Raw genomic sequence first — 24,974 nt, 5'->3', positions numbered from 1 at the left:
GTAGACCCACTCTACTTTTGACTAAATTACTGGCTAATAAAACTGAGATGTCTAAAACCCTTGACCCACCTGATTTAGCCGCTTGAGAACGGGGCAGAAGCAAAACAGAAACTTGTCATTGTCCAGTTAGATAAAGCTCGACTTAGAAAAACATCACTTCGAGGAGCCAATTTTACCAATGCTTCTTTAAGAGAATCGAAGCTATCTGATGCAGATTTGACGGATGCAGTATTTACAAATGCCCATTTAGAGGGGACTGACTTATCAGATACAGTTGGTCTGACAAATTCTCAAATTGAAAGTGCTATCATTAATCCAAAAACAAGGCTTCCAGCATACTTGCAGGTACAGACAAAAGATTAGATTACAGTCGCCGTCTAACACCGGAACGTCGCAAAATGGGCGGTTTGCCGCCAAGGTTGTCTGCGTCCGGTGAGTGCAACCTTTAGACAGCTTATACTAGAGCGAAAAGACAGTACTAATGCAAAGCAAGAACCTATGTTTTGAGCCATTGACTGACACCCATGCCGGTGATCTCTTTCCCATTCTGACCACACCCTCTGTTCTTGCCTTTATCGATTCCAATGGAAATCCACCGACAATAGAGGAGTTGAGAGCCGAGTACGCCGCTCGTTCTCGCGGCCCTATGGTTTCGGCAACATCTACCGAGCGATCGTTCAACATGGCGATACGGTTAAAAACTTCTCCTTCCCCAGCGATTGGTCGACTTGAAGCGACATGCTACGGAGCTTGGGGCGAGGTCGCGTATTTATTAGGCGAAGCTTGGTGGGGCAAGGGATTAGCATTCGAGGCGATGCTATGGTGGCACGATTACCTCACTACTGTTGCCCCAGGAACAGAGTGGTGGGCTACTGTGCACCCAATGAATCAGAGGAGCATTCGCCTCTTGAAACGACTTGGGTACCAGGAAGTGGAAGCGAGCCAGTCCCCGAAACTTTATTCATATGATCCAGGAGATTGCTGCTTTGTCCAATCTGCTCAGACCGAGACTACCGCCTACAACTAGATTGGAGCCGCTTGACGAAAGCTCATTGTGTATTGCGTAGATTGCCTGGGACCTCTCAACCGCAACGTTATATCGCCTCTACAATGACTACAGGTAAAGGACTAGTCTCTACCACTGCCCGTGAAACGGAGCCAACCAATAAACTTTCAAGATGGCGATGTCCGCGTTTGCCCATGACAATTTCCGCCGCATCATAGTCTTGAGCGATGCGTAGAATTTCCGTAGGGATCGCGCCTGATGTCGTAATAAAGTGGTGTCGGATATCAGCTAAGTGTTGTTGAATCTGTTGTTTTATTTTCTCGATTCCTTGAGGATCATCACTCCGTTGAACATGTAAAACCACCACATCCCCATCGCATCGGCGAGCCAAGTCTGCTGCTTTGGTCAGCACTTGGGCAGCGAGGGGTGATGTGTCAACCGCTGCCAGCAGAACAACTTTGCGTTGAACAGAAACTTTGGTGGGGTCCACCTCGCCCCGTTCCAGCAGCTTGGGGGCAAAGGTGGGAATTGCCCACGCACCCAACGGAGCGGTGACCAAAATTGAGAGGGCAGCCAGGGCAAGAATGGTGTCTCCACCCTGTATCCCTTGGGCTAAGGGAATAGCGCCAATGGCTGCTTGCACCGTGGCTTTTGCCGAATTACCTGACAGTAGAAACAACCGTTCATTATGGGTCCAGTTGCTGCCCGATGTGGCTAAATACCAACCAATGGAACGGCCGCCTAAGGTGCCAATTGCCAAGATCAACAAACCAACAAGGAGGTTATCGCCTAACACACTGAGCTGAATGCTGGCTCCTAACAATACAAATAAAATAATCTCTGCAACCACCCATAAACTGTTGAATCCTTCCCGTAGCCTTCTTGCCAGGGGACCGTCCATTTGGATTAAGAAGAAACCACTAGCCATAACGGCTAAGTAACCGGAGAAAACAGGGATATGTTCTGCCATAACTACCAGGAGTAGGGCAACGCTGGCGGCAACAAGGGCATCTTGAACCGCATTCTGAGTCCAGTTTTGTTTGGCTAAAACCACTAGGAGTAACCGGGCGGTGAGCCAGCCTAGGAGTACCCCTAGGCTGACTTGTAGGATGATCTGTAGCGGCAGCAGTTGCAGCGGGCTGAGGCTAAGACTGCCCAGGGTGATGCCCGTGTCAGCTCCTTGAGTGAGAAAGGCGAGGAGTAGGCTAAATACTAGTAAGAGCAACACATCGGAGAGGGCACTGCCGGTCAAGATGGCGTCGGGAATGCCTTTTTTGACACCCCAGCCCAGGCTTTTGAGGCGGAGCATTCCAGGGACAATGACAGCCGGAGATTCTGCCCCGAGGATGCAACCGAGCAGTAGGCCGGTAGCTAGGTCAAATTGGAATAGCCAGATGGCGGCTAGGGCAACGGCAATAGCTTCACAAGTAGCCGGTAAGAAACCGAGGCATAGGGCAACGGTGCCTTGCTGGGCCAGCTTCTCGCGGTCTAGGCCGAGGCCCGCTTTCATCAGGATGACCATGACGGCGATGGTGCGGAGGGAGTCGGCGGCACCCAGGACACCGGGGCTGATCCGATTGCCTACTTGGGGACCGAGCAGGATGCCTGCAAGCACCATGCCCACTAGGGCTGGGGCTCTGAGTCTGCGGGCGATTTGTCCGGCGAAAAAGCCTGTGAGCAGGATCCAGATGATGCTTTCTAGCATTGGGGTAGATGGCTGGGGGGTATGAAAGATTTCTGAGGGGAGGCAGGCATTTCGCCACCGATAGGCAAGCTCAACATCATCTTCGTCACATTAGTGCATCAGCTGTTGCACTAATGTGACGAAGATGAACCGACGGCTGCCCTATGACTGGCTTGGGTATCAACTTAATTCGGAAAATCCTGGCTAGGTGGGGAATCCGGAGCCAGAAGCCAGTGAGGCCCTGATTCCTGACTCCTGACTTCGGAATACTATCCTTGGGAAAACGTCCCGCTTGGAGTTGGTACCCCAATCTGGCTGCCCTGACGAAAAGCTCAAGAGCCTAAACCATCAGTCCATAGAGGATGGCGGTTAACCCTAGGGTTAACCCGTGTAGCGGAGCTAGCTTAACCCAGGACTGGCGGGCGATGCGCTGGGTCAGCAACATACTTAAGACGGCTCCGAAGATCAGGCTTACTCCTTGCAAAAAGGCGATTACAGCGGGATGGGCCACCAGGATCGGTCCGGTACTAGCGAGGCCAAAACTAGCCAAGGATACCGGAATGATGCGGCCTGCTTCCGTGAGACCCAAGGATAGGTAATGGGCCAGACTACTGAGCAGAACAATGGGTAGCCAACCATAGGCCACTTGGTTGAAGGGACGGGCTTTGAGGCTCGGTTGGATGAAGTGGGTGAGTCGGTGGGCAATCCAGGCTAAGGGCAGGGGAGTAAAGAGGAGGATTAGGGTTGCGATCGCATGTCCCCCAAACCCCTGAACCATGGCTGAAATCCCCAACAGCGCCGCCACCTCAGGCAGCCGATGCACCAACACCGCCCCCCACAGCAACAACAACAGGGCCACTTCATGACCAACTGGCGTGTGGGTGGTCCACAGTTCTATCCCCGGTGGCCGCAGGTTCAGCTCCACGGACCGATGGGGGCAGGCCTTGAGACAGGTCATGCACAGCACACAATTGCGATTGTCCACCAGCTGGGCCGGGTGAGAATACACCGGACAGCCTAGGGTCTCCTGGCCTTCTCCCTTCTCCGGGCCGCCCTTGTAACATTGATAGGTGCTACAGCTAGCCGAACACACCCCGCGCTGGCCCCGCAACTCGACCATGGAAAGTTTGGCAAATAGACCATTCATGCCGCCAATGGGGCAAAGGTAGCGACACCAAAATCTGCGTTCAAAGAGAGCGGAGCAAACCATGGCCCCGGCGGTAATAATCAACAATAGCCAGGCCGAGAGATAGGCCGTATTTTCTAAATGCCATAGCTCTTCCCAGATTAAGATGGCGACGAAGCCTGCATACAAAATCCAGCCACCCCAGCGATCGGCCCACTGCCGGGGCCAGGCCCCCAGCTGCCGAGGCCAGAGCCAGAGGGAAAGCTTTTGGGTAATCTCGCCATAGATCATAAAGGGGCACACCGCACACCACAGCCGCCCCACAAAGGGAAATGACACCAGGATCAGGGGCCACCACCAGGCCCAGAAGAAATTGAGGGCCACATTGGCATCTCGGGTTTGGGGACCTAAAAACAACAGAGCCACCACCAGGGCATAGAACCAACTGGTAAAGCCGAAGTTAAGCCGATCTGGCCACCAGGGACTGCGTAAAAACTGGCGCAGCCGAGGGTAAGCATTGAGCAGGTTCCAGCGAAACCTGCCCGGTTGTCCCTCCTCCGGCCAGAAGACTTCTTCGGTCAGATGGGGGGCACGGTCTGCCTGTTGGATCGCCCGCTGGACCAGACTATCTAATTCCCGCAGATTGTTGGGAAAATCGTAGCTTTGGAGACGGCGCAGGGCCTCTGGGGCCAGGGTGGGTTTGCTCAGGCCCCGTTGCCGACAATAGAGCTGAATGTAGTAGTTAATCTGGGCTGATAGATCAGTCTTACGAACCCGCAACGGCGGTACTTTAATCGTCTGCTTAGCCAGGTTGGCAAAGGGGGTGAGGTTCTTTTCTGAGATCATCATGATCCAAGCATCGCTAACTTTGGCCGGGGGCGGTGCCTGGCCCGGTGGGGAGCTGGGTTGGTACTGTCCGGTTTTGAGCAGTTGGAGAATGGCGGGTCGGAGTTCGGGGGCTAGATCCTGAATGTTGTTGAATAGGATGGTGCCCGTACCGAGCCAATCGAGCAGCCCTGGCCGACTGTCGCCCCGGCCAAACAGGTCAACGGCCCGGAGGTTTTTGCAGTTGACCTTGATCATGGGCTCTTTTTTGGCGGGGGAACCAAAATGAATCAGGGCCGCCAGATTATCTTTTTCTAGGCCGGGTTCCCCAAATATCAGGACCGCATCACGCCGGTCTGCCCCAGGGACCCTGCCTCTGGCTGCTATGCGCACGGCCTGGCGTAGTCGTTGGGCATAGCGACTAGCGCCGATCACCCCTCGGCTGACCTTGGGCACCAAGTAGGGGCGGAGTTCTTGCTGCCGTTCTTGCTCGTAGAGTAATTGGGCGGATAGCTGTTCTACGGCCTCGGCCAAGATGGCCGACAGTTCCTGGTTGAGGCTGGGATATTCGAAGGCGATCTGCTGGAGCCGATCGGCGGTTAGCTGCCACAGTTCACAGTCTTCGAGGGTGATCACGGTATAGTCCGTCGGCTGATTCAGCAGAATTTCCCGTAAATGGAGCACCGCCCCTGGCAAGAGGGTGACAGCTTGGGCCATGGAGGTGCGCTGGGTGCGGTAGCGCTCTAGCTGGCCCCGACGCAGAATATAGAGGGTGTCCGGCTGGGTGTCTTCTAAAATCAGGCGGCGGTTGGCTTGGAGGGGGACAGGGGTGATGTGGGTTGCGATCGCAACCAATACATCCTCGGGCAACACCCCCAGACAGGTGCTTTGCCGCAGCCAAGTGACCCGCTCTGGCATCTGTCGGTCCAGCATCTGTTGGTCCAGCATATTAGTTAAAGATGAGTTAATTGAAGCTTAGTTGAAGATCAATGGCTGGTGCCGCCATGGGTTTGGATCTGTTTAGTTTGGCGGTGGCGATGAGGACACGATCACCCGCCAAACGATAAAGACCAAAAAACTGAGATAGGTCACGGTAAATACCCAGTTTTGCCAACTATCTCCCGCTTGGATGAACTCAATATCGATCATGACTGTGTCTTAACCTGACTGATCTGCTGATCAAACGGTACAGCCCCACGTTACCCTGACAAAGTTTCGGTAAACCGTACGGTGAGGCACCGACACCCCTTGAAGTAATCGCTAGGATAAAACGACATAGCCCCCTAGATAGGCGGTTTACCATGCTTAATAAAGATCTAAAAAACGCCAATACTCAAGATGGCTGGCTGCAAAAGCCGCTGACACAACTCAGCCAACGTACGCTGAAACTCTCCCACCCCCATTGGAGCGATAGCGAGCTAAATCAAGTGATATTAATGCTCGATCTTAGACAGGATAACCCCTGCGGAGATTTGGGCCTGATTCTGACCTAAGGTTATCTTTCCTGGCGATGAAACCTGGGAGTTTTGTCTACGGAAAAAGATATTTATAAGGGAGCCATATCTTTATATCAAGCCTTCCTCACAAGTCATGTAGGCAACGATTACAGCCCAAATTTCTATGTTAATGTGACCCTGGATAAGTCGTAAATTTTCGCAAAGAAGCTGGCCTAGGATTATCGAGGCTACGTTGTCTCCGGAGTTACCCTTGCCACAGTCTTATTTCAAGAGTTTGGAGAAAGTTCATGTCCATTTATGTAGGAAACATAGCCTACAACGTTTCGCAGGAAGATCTTCAGGAGGTATTCGCAGATTACGGCACTGTAAAGCGAGTGACTGTCCCCATAGATCGCGAAACTAATCGTCCTCGCGGATTTGCGTTTGTAGAAATGGCTGCGGATTCTGAGGAAGACGCCGCGATTGAAGCCCTGGATGGGGCTGAGTGGCTAGGCCGTGAAATCCGCGTGAATAAAGCTCGTCCCCGCGAGGAACGTCCCAAACGTCCCAAACGCTAATGGTTTGCGGAGTCTGGAGGGCCTGAGCTAGCTAACTCAGGCACCGAACTCCCGAAATATTTCAAAAGTGTCGCATTGATGTCAGCAATGCGACACTTTTGAGTGTCTGTATCTGGGCAGGTAGATCGAGTGATTAACAAACCGATGACTGCATTCATCAGCCTTCGATTGCCTGACTCCTATCTCCTGACATAGGCTACTGCTGCCAGACATAAGTACCCAAGAATACAGCCGATGTGGTGCCTATGAGGATGGCCCAAATGACCATTTCTGTTGGCGAAATACTTTTAGGATCGAAGTTGAACTTAAACCGTTTCTGGTTCGGTCGCTTTTGGGCCACCTTGCCATAGTTCGGCTCAGTTTCCTTTCTGCGTTTGGATTCTCCCATGGGTTACTCCTTCCGTGTGGTGGTTATGGTCTAGGTCAGCTTTGCTCGCAGCTCTTCTTCCTTGGCCCGAAAGCCTACTAATACAGCCTGATTATCTTTCACAAATAGGGGACGTTTGAGCAGCATGGCATCCTTGGCAAAGGCTGCGATCCATTGGTCATCGCTCCAGTCTTTTTTATCTTCCCCCAGGGCACGATAGGACATGCCCGATGTATTGCGCATGGGTTTAGCGGTGAGGGTGGCGACCCAGGCGGTGATTTGCTCTGGACTGGGGGGCTGGTCTTTGGTGTTGATAAAGTCATAGTCGACACCGTTCGCATCTAGCCATGTCAAGGCTTTTTTGCAGGTGCCGCAGTTGGGGATGCCATATACCTGGAGCGCCATGGTAAAACCTGGATAATTTGTCTACGGATGGTAGCATTTTTTCTGGGGTCGGGTAGAGCTAGGGACATCAGGCAGCATGAGTTTCAAACTGGTGATTGGCAATAAGAACTATTCGTCTTGGTCCTTACGGGCCTGGCTGTTTTTAACCGAAAGCGGTCTACCGTTTGAGGAAATTCGACTGCCGCTGTTTACGGATGCTTGGCAGCAAATTAGCCAGTACACCCCGGCGAAACGGGTGCCGGTATTACTGGATGGGGATATTCGGGTTTGGGATAGTAGTGCAATTTGGGGCTATGTGCGATCGCAGCACCCCAGCGCCGTTGGCTGGCCCTCCCAACCCCAGGCCCAGGCCACCGCCCGCTCCATTGCGGCTGAAATGCACAGTGGGTTCCTCGGCATTCGGGAGCAGCTGCCCCAAAATATCCGCGCCCGTATCCCCCTAGAGCGCAGCGCCTTAGCCCCCGCCACCCAGCAAGAAATCGACCGGGTGGAGCAGATGTGGACCGCAGCCTACGGCACCTATGGTGGTCCCTGGCTCTTCGGCGACTTTTCCCTAGCCGATGTGGCCTATGCGCCGGTGGCCCTCAGGTTTGTCACCTATCAGATCGATTTACTGCCGGGGGCTCAGCCCTTTGTCAAGGCGGTGCAGGCATTGGCCTCAATCCAAGCTTGGGCCTCGGCCGCAGCCGCAGAATCGGAGGTGCTCGACTTTATTGACCAGCTCCATACCCCTAGGGAGAGGGTCTAAAAAAGGGCATGGGCTAGTAGGTCACGTAGGCCCTATGGGCCTTGGGCCAGGGGATGGCGACCCCACCGCTAGATTGATTTTTCTTTACAGAATTACAACCAATATTGCGGATCCGTTTCATGATTAAAACGGTAAGCTACGATTAGAAAACTTATTTTAGATCGCTGATGTCAGGAATGGCTGAGTTAGTGATAGCTGGGGCTCCTAGTTCGCTAATCCATTGTCATTTCCCTAGTTTGGCAACAGTGATTGTTTATCTCTGTCGCGCTCGAAGTAGAGAGGGAAAGACTCATCGTACAGAAACATCAAATCAATCGTCAGATTAAAGCTCCGAAGGTATTGCTGATTGACCATGAAAACACTAACCATGGCTTAACCGACACCCTGGAGGCGCTCCGATTAGCTGAAGAGGCCCAGCTTGACCTAGTGCTAGTCTCTGAAAGCAAGCAGGCTCCGGTTGCTAAAATCCTGGACTACGGTAAGTTTCAGTATCAGCAAAAGAAACGCCAAAAGCAGAGCGCTCGTACCACCGTCAAGGAGGTGAAGTTGCGCCCCAACGTTGGAGAATCTGACTATCAGCTCCGAATCAACCAAGCAGTTCAGTGGTTGGGTAAGGGTGATTCTGTTAAGTTCCGGGTGCGTTTGCGGGGCAGAGAGCACCAGCACCGTGAACGGGCCATAGAGCTCCTAGAACGGATTGAGCAAGACCTGAAAGAGACTGCTAAAATTCAGTCTTTTGACCGGCGGGCGTTGGTTTTGCAACTGATGCCAGCCTAGGGTAACCCCAGTCTGTTTGAGGTTTGGAAGATAGGTGAGTGGGGTTATCCCATTGACCTATCTTTTTCATATTGCTGCACCATGGTTTCAATCTCTTCTGCGGCCATCTTGATGGCGTCATCACCGAGATGGGTGGTGATCGGGTAATGGCGTCCGCCCATTTGGGTGTAGATCTTAATGGTTAAGGGGGTTGGGTTTGGACTATCCGCTGCTGGGCTGTCCGCCATCAGGTGGGGGGCGAGGAGGGATGAGACGTGGCTTAAAACCTCTCCTAAGCTAGCTCGGTAAGCCTGGACGGTGAACAGGCCGGGTTCCCACTGGGCGATGTCATCCGGGCCCAGGTTATCCGCACCGGCGGTGAATCGTTTGATTTGGCTGATGGCGGGATGGGTCATCAGGGTGAGAAAAAGCTGGGGAGTGATGTCGTCGACATCGGTGGTTAGGCAGTGGGCAAAATCAAAGGTGAGCCATAGAAAACGCGCAGCTGGGCGGGGGATGGCGGGATTCTGTTGTGTGGTCACAGGTTAGGGTTGATGAATTTATGATAGAAAACCACCCCTAGCATGGCAGGAGTGGTTAATAAAGAGCTGTTTGTTCTCTCTGCTCTCCAGGGAGAAGCGCAATCTCTTGTTATACAGTCTGTTCTTGGGCCTGTTCTTAGGCCTATTCTTAGGCAGTTGCGACTTCTTGCTCTAGTGCCATTAACCGTTCAACCCGCAGGTCTGTGGCCGGATGGGTGGAAAACAAGCCGCTAAACATTTGCTTCGGCACCGCGTGCATAATCATCAGCGGCTCATAGGCGGGATTCCCGGTCATGGGCATTTTCTTGGCACTGGCTTCGAGCCGCTGGAGGGCATTGGCCAGGGCTCTGGGGTTGCCCGTTAGCTGAGCGGCCCCAGCATCGGCGGCAAACTCACGGGTGCGGCTGATGCCGAGCTGGATGACGGTGGCGGCCATGGGAGCCAGGATTAGGGTGGCCATCAGGGCGATGGGGTTGGGACCGTTGTCCTCCCGGGAGTTGCTGCCGCCAAACCACATGGAGTATTGCAGCATCTGGGCTAGGAATGAAATGGCCCCGGCAATGGTCGCTGCGACGGCCTGGGTGAGGGTGTCACGATTCATGATGTGACTGAGTTCGTGGGCGATGACGCCTTCTAGTTCATCGCGGCTCAGCATGGCCATGATGCCTTGGGTGACGGCAACGGCTGCATGCTCTGGGTCACGACCGGTGGCAAAGGCGTTGGCGGACTGGGTGGGGAGAATGTACACCCCAGGCATGGGGATATCGGCCTTGGCGGCTAGCTTTTCCACCATGGCGTACAGCGCAGGCTCGGCTTCTTTGCTGACTGGCTGGGCCTGGTGGGCGGCTAGGGCTATTTTATCGGAGTAGAACCATGAACCCAGGTTGGTCATGGCTGCGATCGCAACCCCAATAATTACACCGCCAGTACCACCGATGGTGTAGTAGCTAATGCTAATAAGTAGAGCGCTGAGAACGCTTAACAATGCGAGAGTTTTAAACTGATTCATATGATCTAAACCCTTTGATTTCGCCATTACGCTTATAGTACTGAGAAAAGCAAAAACGGGATAGGGATGGCAATCCGAACCCATAACCGAACATTTATGGGAAACCGTGGGGAAACCGTAATGGCCGAACTACGGTTGTAGATAATGCTAGGGCTCTAGGTAAATCTACTTTTGCGTGGGAAATTGAATATTGCAGGATTAAATGCAGGATTAAATTTCGTTGCGCAGGTTAAGTCGTATTTGTCAGCCATATTTTGTCAGTCATATATTTCTGGAGTTTTTATTTGTGGTGAAACGATGGGGAACGGCAGCATTGGCCCTGGTAATAGCAGCCCCTTTTCTGGCGGCTATTGCCGTCCCTTTAGCGGCCCAAGAGCCATCGTTAGAGAAGGCAGAGCCGGTCGGTGAGGCAACGCCAGCACCGGTGCTAGAGGACCTGCCGGTGGAGGAACCGGCGGCAGAAGAACCGGCAGCAGAGGAACCGGCAGCTTCAACTGAGCCCCCTGCAGAAGACTCAGCTGAAGCTACAACCGCACCCTTGGACGAGTCTTTTGAAGATCCATTCGGCTTTCCCGAGGAACCGACCATTGATGTGACTGAGCTGCGGGCTGCTGTGGCGGCAATGTTGCCGACGACGGCCCCACCCCCACCGATCATTACGAATATTTTGCCTGCCAATACGCCTGCGGCGATGATTGTGAACACCCGCGATCAGGCTTGGACGGAGCTCAATCGGTATGCCCTATTTGCCCAGCTCAGTGAGGTGTTTGGGGTGGGGCTTAGCCCCCAGGCATTGCCGCTGCTGCCCTATGGGGTAGATTACGTAGAGGATGTACAGCCCTGGATTGGAGATGGGGTTGCGATCGCACTCCTACCCGTCCCTAGCACCCGCACCATCGACCCCGTAGAACGCTCAGTCACCATCGTCCCCATCAGCGATGCCGCCGCCTTCATCGACTTTATTCCCACCCTAGCCGAGGCCCGTGCCGCCCTGCCCGAACAAACCTCCTACCGAACCTTTCCCATCTGGCACTGGCCCTCAGAATTTATTTCCTACGAAGATTCCTGGGACGAATCTTGGGAAGAATTTCCCCCAGCAGAACCTGAATTAAAAGAGTTCCCCCCAGTCCCCCCACCCAGCAATCTCCTCCCCTCCTTTACCCCCTTACCCTCTTCCCCCTCTCTCCCCTTCTCTCCCCGCGCCTACCGCTCTGAGCCCGAAATCCCCTACATCTACTTCCCCAACGGCGACTACTCCTACGACGGCTACACCATTCCCGGCTACGCCGTTGCCCACCTTGGCAACTACATTGTCATGGCGGAGAACATTGATAGTCTACGGCAATGGATTGAATATCAGACCCAAGGGGGACCCACCCTGACTAGTAACCCCAGCTTTGAAAAGACCCAAAGTCACCCCGAAGCTGCCAACAGTTTGGCCACCGTCTATGGCAATGTTGGCGAACTGATGAACTTTGAATTTAGTAATCCATTTCAGAGTTTTGGCCTCCCCCCCATTCCCCAGCCCAGCCTCAGTGAGCGGGCTGCCATGTCCGCCTTGCTGAGTAACGTCACCTTTGATGCCCTAGTCTATCCCCAGGAAAAGGGACTGCACCTGGAAGCACACCTATACACCTCAGGGGCACTGCCCGATTTGCCCCCGTCCCCCAATGCCGATCAATCTATTTTAGGTATGATCCCAGCCGCCACCTACTTTATGGGCAGTGGCTATGACATCGGTGGGTTTTGGAATGATGTTTCCTCTACATTTTCCTTGAGTGAGGTCAGCGGTGGTTTGATAGAAACCGCTCGTTCCATCGTGTCCCTGGCCACCGGGCTAGACTTAGACAGCGACATTTTGAGTTGGATGGATGGGGAGTATAGTCTCTTTCTCTTTCCTAGCCAGTCGGGATTGTTGAATTCTTTCTTTCCAGGGGTGGGGCTGGAGGGGGGAGTGCTGCTGGAAACGAGCAACCGGGAAGCTGCCGAAACAGCGTTAGACGCATTAGATGAAGTGGTGGGGGAAGAGGTGGCCTTACCTGAGACCCTGGCCAACTATCCGGTGGTCAACTGGCAGTACGACTTCAATACAGATGGGGTGTTGGATAGTGTCCTCACCCACACCTGGATCACGGAGGATACCCTGGCGTTTACTAGTGGTGCTGGGGCGATGGAGCGGTTGGTGGTGCCCGCTGGTTTTAATCCGTTAGATGGTCACAGTACGTTTATCAATGCTACGGAGAGCTTTCCCACGCCAAACAATGGGTATTTCTATGTGAATATGAGTTCTACCCTATTGTTTTTCTATAATCTCTTTGGTTTTAATCAGGCGACCGATCCTTGGGCGACTAGCATGAGAAGTTATCTTGCTACTGTGCGTAGTTTAAGTGTGACCACCTCTAGCAACCCCCAAGAGTTTCAGATTGACGCCTTACTGGGTTTGGCCGCTAGTGAACCGATGGAGCCAGAGATTTCTGAAGAGGAAGCAGCGCTGGAAGAAGCCGTTGAGGCAGAAAAGGTGGAGGAAGTTATTCAGGAATAAGGATCTTGGACCTGTAAAGCATTACTGCATGCCCAAACCCGGAACCTTCTCTCTTCCTGGGATGTGCTACGGGTTGGGTTAACCGCTATCGCCAGTAGCTGAGTCCTGTCCTGACTCCAGATACTTCTCTCAATAGGCGTATTAAGTTCCGGCAGGACCGGGCCAAAAGGGTCGAAATAGTCTCTTCATCTGGGGCTCCGGTGTATATTTATCGAAACCCCAGATTTTTAGCTAGAGGGCTTTAGTCGTTGTAAACCATAGAACGGAATGCTTGGACTCAAAATAAAAAACTCTTTTCTAATAACTCTCATCCCCCTCAACACTTCTAATCGCCAACAGATGATTTGCCTGTTGCAAACGTTCTGCAATATTTTGCCGTAGGGTTTCACTCACCGTGAGGTCCGCTAACACCTCCTGAGCCAGCTGACGATAGCGGGCACTAGTGACCACATCTACCTTCTCTAAATCATTCAAATTCTCATAGACGGTTTTGGGCGAAAGCTTTTCCATGAGATTCCTTGGGGTTAACTATCACTGACTTAAGTAGCCAGCGATACTATTGTGTTGTAAGCGGTTCCACCCCAAAGCAGAACGTCGCCAGTCAACAGAAAACAATACGAATCGGATCATTTTGTATTAAATCTTAAGCCTAGGGTTGACAACCACCCCCAAGTAAACGTCTGCAATTACGTAATATCCCTCTATTCTTGTTCCCGATGGTGTATAAACACTACGGCATATAAAAAAAATCTGGAAGATAATGCCCCAAAAAAATCTGGCCTTGGATTAGCCGGAGCAGCCGCTTTGGTGCCTGTAGCCTAAACCCTGCCTCCGACTCCCCTGCTCCCCGACAGATTTTTCCTAGTCCCCGACTGCGCCCACAGCCCTACCCCATCCCCCTTCGGTATTGGATGTATCAATTTGACGGGTTTATTAAGGACTTTATTAAGATCCGTGCCAAACGGCTGTGGTCATTAGAGAATTAGAGTTCAGCATCGGTTTGTCTTGGGCAATTGTGAATCAGCAGTTTGTGCTATTGTTCGATTCCCGCTAGCTATGTGCTGCTGGCTGTCCTTGACAAGTCCCCTCAACAATTGCGTTATCGCCAAAATACCTCTATGACTAGTCACCAGTTTCCTCCCAAACAGGGTTTGTACGATCCCCAATTTGAGCACGATGCGTGCGGTGTTGGATTTGTTGTGCAAATGAAAGGACTGGCATCCCATGACATTGTGCAGCAGGGACTCAGGATTCTCTGTAATTTAGAACATCGTGGGGCTTGCGGCAGCGAAGCGAATACGGGGGATGGGGCTGGCATTCTAGTGCAAGTTCCCCATCGATTTTTGCAAAAGGTGACGGCGGCCGCAGGGTTTCAACTGCCTGCTGCCGGTCATTATGGGGTCGGTCTGATTTTCACCTCGCCGGACGCAGCGGTGCGGGCTGAAAGTCGCCGTCGGTTTGAGTCGGTGGCGGCCCAAATGGGGCAAAAGGTACTGGGATGGCGCGATGTGCCGACGGATAATAGCAGCCTAGGGGCAACGGCCCAGAACAGTGAGCCCTTTATGCAGCAGGTGTTCATTGAGCGAGCTGCTGACCTAGCTGACGACCTAGACTTTGAACGGAAGCTTTACGTGATTCGGAAGCTGGCATTTAACGCCATTAGTGAATCTGGTCACGATACCTACTGGTACCCCGCCAGTCTGTCCTGCCGCACGATGGTGTACAAGGGGATGCTGACTCCACCCCAGGTGAAAGACTTTTTCCCGGACTTGAGCGATCCTGATTTTGAAAGTGCGCTGGCCCTGGTCCACTCCCGGTTTAGCACCAACACATTCCCCAGCTGGGAGCGGTCTCATCCCTATCGCTACATCGCCCACAACGGTGAGATCAATACCCTGCGCGGCAACATTAACTGGATGATTGCGCGACAGTCCATGTTTGAGTCGGTCCTGTTTGGTGACGACATAGCCAAAGTGAAGCCGGTAATTAACATCGACGGTAGCGACTCGACCATTTTTGATAATGCCTTGGAACTGCTGGTGTTGGCGGGACGCTCCTTGCCCCATGCGGTGATGATGATGATTCCTGAGCCTTGGACCGGCCATGAGTCCATGGATGATGCTAGCAAAGCCTTCTATGAGTACCATGCCTGTCTGATGGAGCCTTGGGATGGTCCGGCGTCGGTGGCATTTACCGACGGTTCCATGATTGGGGCGATCCTAGACCGCAATGGTCTGCGACCCTCTCGCTACTACGTTACTAAGGACGACCGGGTGATTATGGCGTCGGAGGCGGGGGTTTTGCCCGTTGCGCCGGAGCAGATTCTAGAAAAAGGTCGCCTGCAGCCGGGACGCATGTTCCTGGTGGATATGACCGCTGGTCGCATCGTCGGGGATGAGGAAGTTAAGTCAGAAATCGTTAATGCCCAACCCTACCGGCAGTGGTTGGATCAGCATCAGCTCACCCTGGCAGGCTTAGCGTCCAAGCCCCCGCAGGTACAGACAGAAACCTTAGCTGGTGGCAGTCTGCGCCAGCGCCAGATGGCCTTTGGCTACACCTTTGAAGAACTGCGCATGTTGCTTACCCCCATGGCGCAAGATGGGGTGGAGGCCGTTGGCTCCATGGGTACTGATACGCCCTTGGCGGTGCTGTCCGACAAGCCGAAGCTGCTATACGACTATTTCCAGCAGCTGTTTGCCCAGGTGACTAACCCCCCCATCGACTCTATTCGGGAGGCGATTATTACCTCCGCCGTGACCACGGTAGGTTCGGAGCGTAATTTGCTCGATCCCCAGCCGGAGAGCTGTCGGTTGATCCAGCTGCAGACACCGGTGATTAGTAATGACGATCTCGCCAAGTTGCAGCATATTGATGTGCCTGGCTTTGCGGCGTTGACCCTGCCGATTTTATTTGATCCCAAAACGGGAGAACAGGGATTAGAGTCAGCGATGACGGCGATTTTTGAACAGGTAGACCGGGCCATTGACACCGGCACTAACCTGATCGTCCTGTCTGACCGGGCCATGGACCCTAATCATGCTCCCATTCCGGCTCTGCTGGCGGTTTCCGGTTTGCACCACCATCTCATTCGCCAGGGCACCCGCACCCGGGTGGGTATCATCCTCGAGTCGGGCGAACCCCGCGAAGTGCATCACTTTGCCGTTTTGTTGGGCTATGGCTGTAATGTCATCAACCCCTACCTGGCCTTTGAAACCCTTGATGACATGGTGACGGATGGCATGCTGGTGGATATTCTCCCCGCAGATGCCCATAAGAACTACATCAAGGCCATCACGAAGGGCACCATTAAGATCGCGGCCAAGATCGGCATCTCTACGCTACAAAGCTATCGCGGGGCCCAAATTTTTGAAGCCATTGGCCTAAACCACAGTGTGATCGACAAGTACTTTACTTGGACTGCCTCACGCATTGAGGGCATCGGTTTAGATGTGATCGCCCAGGAAGCGATTATGCGCCATAGTCATGGCTTTGCCGAACGGGGCGACATTCCGGTGCTGGATGTCGGTGGTAACTACCAATGGCGTAAGGATGGCGAGGCTCACCTGTTTAACCCAGACACCATTCATACTCTGCAGCAGGCGGTGCGTTCCGGTGATTACGACACCTATAAGCGCTATGCCAACCTGGTGAATGACCAGAGTAAGCAGCACTTTACCCTGCGGGGATTGTTGGACTTTAAGGCCCGTCAGCCCATTCCCATCGATCAAGTGGAGTCTGTTGCCGACATTACCCGCCGCTTCAAAACCGGAGCCATGAGCTACGGTTCAATCTCCCAGGAAGCCCATGAGTCCCTGGCCATCGCCATGAATCGGGTGGGGGGCAAGTCCAATACCGGTGAGGGGGGCGAAGATCCTGAACGGTTTACCTGGACCAATGACCAGGGTGACTCTAAAAATAGTGCCATTAAACAGGTGGCCTCCGGTCGATTTGGGGTGACCAGTCTCTATCTCTCCCAGGCTCAGGAACTCCAGATCAAAATGGCCCAGGGGGCCAAGCCCGGTGAAGGGGGCCAGTTGCCCGGTCAAAAGGTCTATCCGTGGATCGCTAAGGTGCGTCACTCCACCCCAGGGGTGGGTCTGATCTCCCCACCGCCCCACCACGACATCTACTCTATTGAGGACTTGGCGGAGCTGATTCACGATCTGAAAAATGCTAACCGCAGTGCCCGCATCAACGTCAAGCTGGTATCGGAAGTGGGCGTGGGTACTATTGCCGCCGGGGTGGCCAAGGCCCATGCCGATGTGGTGCTGATATCTGGCTTTGACGGTGGTACAGGAGCTTCTCCCCAAACCTCCATCAAACATGCGGGACTGCCCTGGGAGCTGGGTCTGGCAGAAACCCACCAGACCCTGGTGCTCAACAACCTGCGGAGTCGCATAGTGGTAGAGACCGATGGCCAAATGAAAACGGGCCGGGATGTGGTGATGGCGGCCTTGTTGGGGGCAGAAGAGTTTGGTTTTGCGACTGCACCTTTGGTGGCCCTGGGCTGCATTATGATGCGCGTCTGCCAAAAGAACACTTGCCCTGCGGGCATCGCTACCCAAGATCCCCAGCTGCGCAAGAGCTTTATTGGGGATCCTGATCATGTGGTGAACTTTATGCGGTTTATTGCCCAGGATGTGCGAGAACTGATGGCCCAGCTGGGGGTCCGCACCTTTGATGAATTAGTGGGCCATACTGATTGGCTGGAAGTGCAGTCAGCGGTGGACCATTGGAAGGTCAAGGGCGTCGACCTCTCGAAGGTTTTGGCCCAGCCCCAGGTGGCTGACGATGTGGGGCGCTACTGCCAGATCCCTCAGGATCATGGTTTGGATAAGTCTTTGGATATCACCACCCTGTTGGACTTGTGTCAGCCGGCCATTGAAAAGGGTGAAAAGGTGCAGGCCACATTGCCTATTTGTAATATCAACCGGGTGGTGGGGACCATTCTGGGGAACGAGATTACTAAGCGACATTGGGAAGGGTTGCCGGAGGATACGGTGGATCTCACCTTCCAAGGCAGTGCCGGTCAGAGCTTTGGGGCCTTTGTTCCCGCCGGTGTGACCCTACGGTTAGAAGGGGATGGCAATGACTATGTGGGTAAGGGGCTGAGCGGTGGCAAGATTGTTGTTTACCCACCCAAGGCATCCACATTTGTGCCTGAGGACAACATTATTATCGGTAATGTGGCGTTCTATGGGGCTACAGGTGGTGAGGCCTATATCTATGGCATGGCCGGAGAGCGTTTCTGTGTGCGTAACTCCGGTGTGAATGCTGTGGTGGAGGCGGTGGGTGACCATGGCTGTGAGTATATGACCGGCGGTAAAGTGGTTGTTCTCGGTGCCACCGGGCGTAACTTTGCGGCGGGGATGAGCGGCGGCATTGCCTATGTCTATGACGAGGCTGGAGACTTCCCCACTCGCTGTAATACCGAGATGGTGGACCTGGAGAAGCTGACCGATCCAGAAGAGATTGCTGACCTGCGGGAGATGGTGGCTAATCATCAGAACTACACTGGCAGTCAAACTGCCGAGAAGATCCTCGGCGATTGGGATGCTCTCTTCCCCACGTTTGTCAAAGTGATTCCTCGGGATTATAAGCGGGTGATCCAGGCTTTGAAACAGGCATTGGAGGATGGTCTTAGCGGTGATGATGCCCTGTCGGCAGCGTTTGAGGCCAATATTAAAGACGTTGCTCGGGTGGCGGGGAATTAACCGCTCCTAACGCCGCTCCTAACGTTTGTGTAAACCCGATGATTTTTTCATCGATATCGGGGTTTTCTACTTTCCCTGCATTCATTTCTTGGGTGGGCTGTGCCCACCCTCAGTAACAAATTATTTATCATCAACGATTTCTCCCATGGGCAAACCAACAGGCTTTCTGGAATACACTCGCGAAATTGCGCCAGATGTCTCGCCGCTAATGCGGATTCATCATTGGCAAGAGTTTCATACCCCGCTACCGGATGGAAAGCTGCGGGAGCAAACGGCTCGTTGTATGGACTGTGGTACGCCTTTTTGCCATACGGGGAATACCATTAACCACATGGCCAGCGGTTGTCCCATCAATAATCTCATTCCTGAGTGGAATGACTTGGTGTATCGCGGGCTGTGGAAAGAGGCCTTGGACCGATTGCATAAGACCAACAACTTTCCTGAGTTTACTGGTCGGGTGTGCCCAGCGCCCTGTGAGGGGGCCTGTGTATTGGGGATTCATAACCCACCGGTGACGATCAAAAATATTGAGCATGCCATTATCGACAAAGGCTGGGAAGAAGGCTGGGTGGTGGCTGCCCCTCCGGCAACGCGGACGGGAAAGACGGTTGCTATTGTGGGTTCTGGGCCAGCGGGGCTGTCGGCGGCGGCTCAGCTGAATAAGGCGGGCCATTTGGTGACGGTGTATGAGCGGGCGGACCGACCGGGGGGATTGCTCATGTACGGTATCCCCAATATGAAGTTGGAAAAGGAAGCGGTGGTGCTCCGTCGCATCCAATTGCTGGAGCAGGAAGGGGTGCGGTTTATTTGTAATACCGAGATTGGGAAGGATCTGCCTGCGGCCACATTGACTCAGGACTATGATGCGGTGGTGTTATGTACTGGAGCCACCCGACCTCGCGATTTGCCCATTGAGGGCCGGGATGCCCAGGGCATTTATTTTGCCATGGAGTTTTTAACGAAAAACACCCAGGCGGTGATTGATCCCACCCAGAATGGTCAAGTGATTTCGGCGGCGGGTAAGGATGTGGTGATTATTGGTGGGGGGGACACGGGCACTGACTGTGTGGGTACTTCCATTCGCCATGGTTGCACGAGCTTGACCCAGCTGGAGATTATGCCTAAGCCTCCGGAGGAGCGGGCGGCCAATAATCCCTGGCCCGAATGGCCGAAGGTGTATCGCATGGACTATGGCCAAGAGGAGGCGGCGGCGAAGTTTGGGGATGATCCTCGGGCCTATCTGTGCACGGCGACTAAGTTTGAGTCGGATGACAGTGGCCATGTCAAGGCTGTCCATGTGGTGGATGTGGCTTGGGAGAAGGACGAAAGTGGCCGTTTTCAGCTGCAGCATGTGGCGGGTTCTGAGCGGGTGATTCCGACTCAGCTGGTGCTTTTGGCCATGGGATTTCTGGGACCAGAGCAGCCGTTGATTGATGCTTTGGGGCTGGAACAGGATGGTCGGAGCAATATCCAGGCGGAATTTGAGCAATACACCACCAGTATTCCTGGGGTGTTTGCGGCGGGGGACTGCCGCCGGGGGCAAAGCCTTGTGGTGTGGGCCTTTAATGAAGGTCGTGGGGTGGCGCGGGAATGCGATCGCTACCTCATGGGCCACACCGACTTACCCTAGATTCACCCCCTATCCACCCTAAAAATAAGCAATCAGCGAGAGGGTATACAATCTTAAGGGCAAACTTGATACGTAGGCTTTTAAGAATCCATGACATTGCAAGTTGGCGATCCGGCTCCTGACTTTAGTTTGGCTGATGCTGATGGGGAGACCGTCAGTTTGGCGGCTTTAAAGGGAAAGCGGGTGGTGCTTTATTTTTACCCCCGCGATAGCACCCCTGGGTGTACCAAAGAGGCCTGTGCGTTTCGAGATAACTACGAAGCCTATCAGGCCAAAGACGTGGTGGTGCTTGGCGTCAGTGCCGACGATGCCAAATCCCACCAAAAATTTATGACTAAATACGATTTACCCTTTCCACTGCTGGTGGATGAAGAGGCCAAAGTGGCAACTGCCTATGGCAGCTACGGTCTCAAAAAGTTTATGGGTAAAGAATACATGGGGATCAGCCGTAGCACCTTTGTGATCGGTCCAGATGGCAATCTGGAGAAGATTTACCTCAAGGTGAAGGCTGAAAAGCATCCGGTTGAACTTCTTGCTGAACTAGACGAGCTGTAATGCCATGCCGCAATTTTGGCGACCGGTACGGACCCTTTTGGGGTTACTTTTACGACGACCTTTGTTGGGGACCAGCGTGATCCCGATTCTGCCCGATGGCCGGATTGTGTTGATCCAGCGTCGCGATAGCGGTCGTTGGGGCTTGCCCGGTGGCCTAGTTGACTGGGGGGAGGACATTGCCACCTCCGCCCAGCGCGAACTACTGGAAGAAACCGGGCTGAATTTACTCACTCTGGGTCGTCTGGTCGGGGTGTATTCCCACCCGGAGCGCGACCCCCGGTTTCATTCCACCTGTGTGGCCCTCGAAGCCTATGTGGATGGCAATTTCTGTATTCGCGATAAAGCTGAGGTCATGAGAATTGAGGCTTTTGCTGTGGATACCATTCCCCGTGGTAACCTAGCCCACGATCATGATCAGCAGCTACAGGACTATTTTAATGGAGCCACTGTTTTGGCCTAACATCAGGCTGCCTGTGCGCAATCTGCGACGCAAGCTCAAGCACGGACAGCTGTTTTGGCGCGAAGTGGGCCAGGGACAAACCGTGGTTTTTCTCCATGGGTCATGGCATGACGGGGATCAGTGGAGTAAGGTGCTGATGCAGGTGGGGCGGCAGTACCACTGTTTAGCCCCTGACCTAATTGGCTTTGGGGAGTCCCAGCGGCTGCAGAATAAAGCGGCTTACTCCGTTAGCATGCAGGTGAATACTCTGGCGGAGTTATTGGATTCCCTGCGACTGAACTCCGTTGTTTTCGTGGGCCATTCCCTGGGGGCTTGGGTAGCCACGCGCTATGCCCTCCGCTATCCAGACCGGGTCAAGGCCATCTGTGTGTTGGAGCCGGAGGGGCTGACCTATGAGCCTAAGCGCTGGCGCCAGGAACGATGGCTGAGCAGCCCCCTGGCGGGACTGTGGTTGTCTTTGTTAAAACCGTTTGCGCGCCAGCCTAAGCCTGGACGAACATCGGCCTGGTGGCAAAATTACCACCAGCGGCAGTTGCTGAAGCGTTATCCGGCCGCTTGTCATATGCTATTTCAGCGGCGGCGCAAGGACTTAGAACCGGAAATTGTGGGTACCCAATTGGCTACATTGCCTATGGCCATGGTGGCCCTGCAAGGGGAAGGGGCCGGAGATGCGAGCCGACAGTTGACTCACTCGTTTACCCTGGTAGCCCCTGGGGCCGGCGTAAAAATCTTGCCGGGAGATGACGAGTTGCCTAGCTATGAAGCGGGTGCGATCGCAGATTTCCTAGAACATTGGTTACCCACCCTTTAGGCCATACCCCATGAATTTTATGAATTTCACGGGGTATTTAGTCGGACTTACTGATAGATAAACACCCGTTTAGCCGCCCGGGTAAACGCCACATAGCAAAGCTGATTGCGCTCAATCACCTTAGAATTGCGCATCAGGTCCGGCAGATCCACAAACACATCCTGAAAAGTAGAACCCTGGCTTTTATGCACCGTCAGGCTATAGGCATAGTTCAAATCATGAAACTGTTGCCGAAACTCCCAGAAAATCTCCCATTGTTTGTTGGTGGCATAGTCCCGCGAACGCCTTTCATAATCAGGAACACTGACCTCCTGCAAAACAGTGAGATCTTGAAACTTACCCTCTTCTGTATAGACTACCAGTTGCCATACGGGCATGCCCTCAACCTTGCCCGGTTTGACTTCTAGCACCTCACATTCCTCAGAGGTTTGGAGAATAATCGCCCCTTCCTCCAGGCAAGGATTGTTGGCAATCAATCTCTCCCCAGGAACAAACTGTTCCAGGTCATCGCCATAGATGGCCCGACGAATCATCCGATTCAGGGTTTTGACCCGGTTATTGGTGTAGGCCAGCACCCTAACATAGTTGGGATCAGCCTTATATTTTTCACAGGTAAAAGCGCGAATGAGCACATCGCGCCATGGGGTTTGGGGCAGAACGAAAAAACCTTCGGTGCGGTCTGCATTGATATCACTCTCATACCTGGGCAGCAGCTGTCGCTCAATATTGCGCCGAATATCATCCGCCACCAGCCCAATTGCCCCGCCATAGCGGATCACCTGGGACAGGGACGACTGATGCATAATCTGATGAAAGCAGCAGGACTCGGTTTCATTCACCGGCGGTAGCTGGGCCGGATCCCCTACAAACAGCATCTGGGTGGGGATATCCAACCGGGAAATGGCCTCTACCAGCAGCTTCCACATCTCCTGGTTAATCATCGAGCATTCATCCACGATTACCAAGCGATAGTCCGGCACCTGATTATGCTGATCGCTCACCGACTTAAAAATCTGCTCGCCGCTGGCCGCATCGATCACCGGCTTCAGCCCCAGCAGCCGACAGCAGGTGACCGATTCCACCTGTTTCAGATCCCACTGGGTAGCCATGGTTTTCAGCACCTTTGTGGCCTTATTACTAAAGGCGGTGAGGGCAATGGGCCAGTCACAGCCTTGGTCGCGCAAATGGGTAACCAGGGCCTGGAGCAATGTGGTTTTGCCTGTCCCCGCATAGCCCGTCAGCAAATAGAGCTTGCTCGGACTCTGTAAAAACTCCTCAATTGCCTGCAGTGCCTCCCACTGCTCCCCACTCAGTTCAACCCCTGGCAGTATTTCTGGAATCGTGTCTGGATTCGTGGTGGCGCTATCCATCCGAACGAGGCATCAGGGTACGTCCCTATCATAGCGAAGGGATGGATTTGATACAAACGAACTAATGATAAGATTTACCGCCGACGTTGATGGCTTGCTGTAGAGCTTGGGTTAACATCTGCAGACATTGGGTTGAGCGAGCTGGGCCAGGATGATCACCCGTTTGGTACATCAGTTCCTGGACCATGATGTCAAACCCCCTAGCGTTGGGGAGATGGTGGCGAATGGAATCGCTAAAGGTATGAAAAATCTCTCCATTGTCCTTCCGGAATTCAGGCAGCTTGTCCACCGGGCAAACTTTTTGGGTACTGGCAATCGCCTTAAAGGAAATTGTTGTTTGGGTGATGGATTGGCTGCCGACTAAACGATTTTTAGGGGGATGGTCCACCGCTAGCCAATGGCTTCCTACCACCCGTGTAACGTGGGAGATCAGGGGTGTTTTGATGGTCCAGCGACCTTCTATGGGGGCTTGCAAATGGTTGTTGCAGTGGGTAATGGGATGCCGTTCAAAACGTTTGCTGGGGAATGGAGGTGTTGCAGGGGGACCCGTGGGCGCGATGGGTGCTACAAATGGGGTGAGTTCTAACCACGGCCAGAGTTCCGCCAGCGCCTTCGCCGCGGCTTGGGTGAAGGCGCTGGGGCGTGAGTCAATGGGATGCCATAGCCAGTCACACCACCACAGCCGTAAACCTGTGATGTTGACGTTGAGTTGTTCCCATGTCTGTTGCACACCCTGGGCCACAGCGTTTTCGTAACTGGGGTCCACATTGGCCGTAGAGACTAGCTCCACTAGGGGCTGATCGATCGGTTCAAGGTATAGGGTGACGCCCCCCACCCGTTCGGCTCCTGGGGACTGATTGAGCAGATGCACGGTGGTCACTGCTGGATGGCGTAGGGTATGGGGGGATAATCCTGTTGCGATCGCAATCATTTCTACCCTTCCTTGAGTTCCACCAATTCCATTGTTGATCGCTTGCCACCTGTTTGTTTGCCGATATTTGTTGCTCGATATTTGTAACTGGAGTTTAGACCCATAATCTCATGACGACAGATCACGCTAAGTGGGTTGGCCTGATTATTTATCAGAGGTCAGGTCAGGTGTTGGGCATCTTTGTACAAGCTCTAACCCCCAAATTCTGCGGCTTTGAGTCCCCTACTTAATGATATTGTTGGCTAAACTGTGTGTAAGCTTCCATGGCTTCGTTCAACAGCTTTTGCCAGTGGTTGGGTGATAGACACCGGTTCTTTCGGTAATAAATTAACAACGTCCCCGAACCTTCAGTGCTGGACAGTGCGAAGTTTCTGTTGAGTGATTAGGCGGCAGAAGCCATCTGTTGCTGGGGTTCCGGAGGCCTGATTCTGGCAGCGAGTAATTTAGGAAGAAGTAGAGTGGGTCTACGTTTGGCTAAA

General features: G+C 53.4%; 22 protein-coding genes. 12 read left to right on the top strand and 10 right to left on the bottom strand.

The features are described 5' to 3' along the window. The first annotated feature begins 117 nt into the window (after nt 1-117). Both VB741_RS26335 and VB741_RS26330 read left to right on the top strand, forming a co-directional pair. On the top strand, nt 118-363 hold the full coding sequence (locus tag VB741_RS26335; protein WP_323365373.1) for a pentapeptide repeat-containing protein: 246 nt from the start codon (nt 118-120) through the stop codon (nt 361-363). Between the two features lie 118 nt (nt 364-481). Further along, nucleotides 482-1,027 (top strand): GNAT family N-acetyltransferase, encoded by a 546-nt coding sequence (locus VB741_RS26330; RefSeq protein WP_442786342.1) that lies wholly within the window; start codon nt 482-484, stop codon nt 1,025-1,027. A gap of 67 nt (nt 1,028-1,094) precedes the next feature. Here the strand turns inward: VB741_RS26330 and VB741_RS11770 are convergent, their stop codons facing one another. The 3 genes from VB741_RS11770 to VB741_RS11760 all read right to left on the bottom strand — a co-directional run bounded on the left by VB741_RS11770 (nt 1,095) and on the right by VB741_RS11760 (nt 5,790). After that, on the bottom strand, nt 1,095-2,711 hold the full coding sequence (locus VB741_RS11770) for a cation:proton antiporter (protein ID WP_323365372.1): 1,617 nt from the start codon (nt 2,709-2,711) through the stop codon (nt 1,095-1,097). 319 nt (nt 2,712-3,030) lie between these two features. Continuing rightward, on the bottom strand, nt 3,031-5,589 hold the full coding sequence (locus VB741_RS11765; protein ID WP_323365371.1) for a cyclic nucleotide-binding domain-containing protein: 2,559 nt from the start codon (nt 5,587-5,589) through the stop codon (nt 3,031-3,033). A 72-nt stretch (nt 5,590-5,661) separates the two neighbouring features. Then, complete coding sequence (locus VB741_RS11760; RefSeq protein ID WP_323365370.1) at nt 5,662-5,790, bottom strand: hypothetical protein; 129 nt, start codon at nt 5,788-5,790, stop codon at nt 5,662-5,664. Nucleotides 5,791-5,942: 152 nt separating this feature from the next. Here VB741_RS11760 and VB741_RS11755 point away from each other — a divergent pair, with 152 nt between their 5' ends. Both VB741_RS11755 and VB741_RS11750 read left to right on the top strand, forming a co-directional pair. After that, the gene (locus VB741_RS11755) at nt 5,943-6,134 is read left to right on the top strand and encodes a hypothetical protein (protein ID WP_323365369.1); all 192 of its coding nucleotides are present in this window, start codon (nt 5,943-5,945) and stop codon (nt 6,132-6,134) included. Nucleotides 6,135-6,385: 251 nt separating this feature from the next. Continuing rightward, on the top strand, nt 6,386-6,655 hold the full coding sequence (locus VB741_RS11750) for an RNA recognition motif domain-containing protein (protein WP_323365368.1): 270 nt from the start codon (nt 6,386-6,388) through the stop codon (nt 6,653-6,655). Nucleotides 6,656-6,851: 196 nt separating this feature from the next. On the opposite strand, the gene VB741_RS11745 is transcribed toward VB741_RS11750, so the two are convergent. Further along, complete coding sequence (locus VB741_RS11745; RefSeq protein WP_323365367.1) at nt 6,852-7,043, bottom strand: hypothetical protein; 192 nt, start codon at nt 7,041-7,043, stop codon at nt 6,852-6,854. A gap of 30 nt (nt 7,044-7,073) precedes the next feature. After that, complete coding sequence (locus tag VB741_RS11740; protein WP_323365366.1) at nt 7,074-7,427, bottom strand: Spx/MgsR family RNA polymerase-binding regulatory protein; 354 nt, start codon at nt 7,425-7,427, stop codon at nt 7,074-7,076. Nucleotides 7,428-7,503: 76 nt separating this feature from the next. On the opposite strand from VB741_RS11740, the gene VB741_RS11735 reads away from it, so the two are divergent. Together VB741_RS11735 and infC are read left to right on the top strand one after the other, a co-directional pair. Further along, complete coding sequence (locus tag VB741_RS11735) at nt 7,504-8,175, top strand: glutathione S-transferase family protein (RefSeq protein ID WP_323365365.1); 672 nt, start codon at nt 7,504-7,506, stop codon at nt 8,173-8,175. 249 nt (nt 8,176-8,424) lie between these two features. Next, the gene (gene infC / locus VB741_RS11730) at nt 8,425-8,952 is read left to right on the top strand and encodes a translation initiation factor IF-3 (RefSeq protein ID WP_323365364.1); all 528 of its coding nucleotides are present in this window, start codon (nt 8,425-8,427) and stop codon (nt 8,950-8,952) included. A 44-nt stretch (nt 8,953-8,996) separates the two neighbouring features. On the opposite strand, the gene VB741_RS11725 is transcribed toward infC, so the two are convergent. After that, entirely contained in the window at nt 8,997-9,473 is a 477-nt protein-coding gene (locus VB741_RS11725) for a hypothetical protein (protein ID WP_323365363.1), read from the bottom strand. 148 nt (nt 9,474-9,621) lie between these two features. Then, nucleotides 9,622-10,482, bottom strand: a complete 861-nt coding sequence (locus VB741_RS11720; RefSeq protein WP_323365362.1) for a M48 family metalloprotease — start codon at nt 10,480-10,482, stop codon at nt 9,622-9,624. Nucleotides 10,483-10,768: 286 nt separating this feature from the next. On the opposite strand from VB741_RS11720, the gene VB741_RS11715 reads away from it, so the two are divergent. Next, complete coding sequence (locus VB741_RS11715; RefSeq protein WP_323365361.1) at nt 10,769-13,024, top strand: DUF3352 domain-containing protein; 2,256 nt, start codon at nt 10,769-10,771, stop codon at nt 13,022-13,024. 297 nt (nt 13,025-13,321) lie between these two features. On the opposite strand, the gene VB741_RS11710 is transcribed toward VB741_RS11715, so the two are convergent. Further along, on the bottom strand, nt 13,322-13,534 hold the full coding sequence (locus VB741_RS11710) for a hypothetical protein (protein WP_323365360.1): 213 nt from the start codon (nt 13,532-13,534) through the stop codon (nt 13,322-13,324). 608 nt (nt 13,535-14,142) lie between these two features. Between VB741_RS11710 and gltB the strand changes: the two genes are divergently transcribed. The 5 genes from gltB (at nt 14,143) to VB741_RS11685 (ending at nt 22,194) form a co-directional block, all read left to right on the top strand. Continuing rightward, the gene (gltB, locus tag VB741_RS11705) at nt 14,143-18,738 is read left to right on the top strand and encodes a glutamate synthase large subunit (RefSeq protein ID WP_323365359.1); all 4,596 of its coding nucleotides are present in this window, start codon (nt 14,143-14,145) and stop codon (nt 18,736-18,738) included. Nucleotides 18,739-18,883: 145 nt separating this feature from the next. Continuing rightward, entirely contained in the window at nt 18,884-20,368 is a 1,485-nt protein-coding gene (gltD, locus tag VB741_RS11700; protein WP_323365358.1) for a glutamate synthase small subunit, read from the top strand. Nucleotides 20,369-20,458: 90 nt separating this feature from the next. Beyond that, nucleotides 20,459-20,923, top strand: coding sequence for a thioredoxin-dependent thiol peroxidase (gene bcp / locus VB741_RS11695; protein WP_323365357.1), 465 nt, complete (start codon nt 20,459-20,461; stop codon nt 20,921-20,923). Between the two features lie 4 nt (nt 20,924-20,927). Beyond that, complete coding sequence (locus VB741_RS11690) at nt 20,928-21,383, top strand: NUDIX hydrolase (RefSeq protein ID WP_323365356.1); 456 nt, start codon at nt 20,928-20,930, stop codon at nt 21,381-21,383. Further along, on the top strand, nt 21,361-22,194 hold the full coding sequence (locus VB741_RS11685; protein WP_323365355.1) for an alpha/beta hydrolase: 834 nt from the start codon (nt 21,361-21,363) through the stop codon (nt 22,192-22,194). The genes VB741_RS11690 and VB741_RS11685 overlap by 23 nt, the downstream gene beginning before the upstream one ends. A 47-nt stretch (nt 22,195-22,241) precedes the next feature. On the opposite strand, the gene VB741_RS11680 is transcribed toward VB741_RS11685, so the two are convergent. Then, nucleotides 22,242-23,564: an ATP-dependent DNA helicase gene (locus VB741_RS11680; protein ID WP_323365354.1), complete on the bottom strand. Its 1,323-nt coding sequence runs from the start codon at nt 23,562-23,564 to the stop codon at nt 22,242-22,244. Between the two features lie 61 nt (nt 23,565-23,625). Then, on the bottom strand, nt 23,626-24,495 hold the full coding sequence (locus tag VB741_RS11675; protein ID WP_323365353.1) for a hypothetical protein: 870 nt from the start codon (nt 24,493-24,495) through the stop codon (nt 23,626-23,628). Nucleotides 24,496-24,974 lie beyond the last annotated feature (479 nt).

The sequence above is a fragment of the Leptothoe sp. PORK10 BA2 genome (assembly GCF_034932105.1).
Classification (GTDB): domain Bacteria; phylum Cyanobacteriota; class Cyanobacteriia; order Phormidesmidales; family Phormidesmidaceae; genus Leptothoe.
The sequence above is the reverse complement of the archived record's forward strand: the minus strand, read 5'-3'. Positions and strand labels throughout refer to the sequence as shown.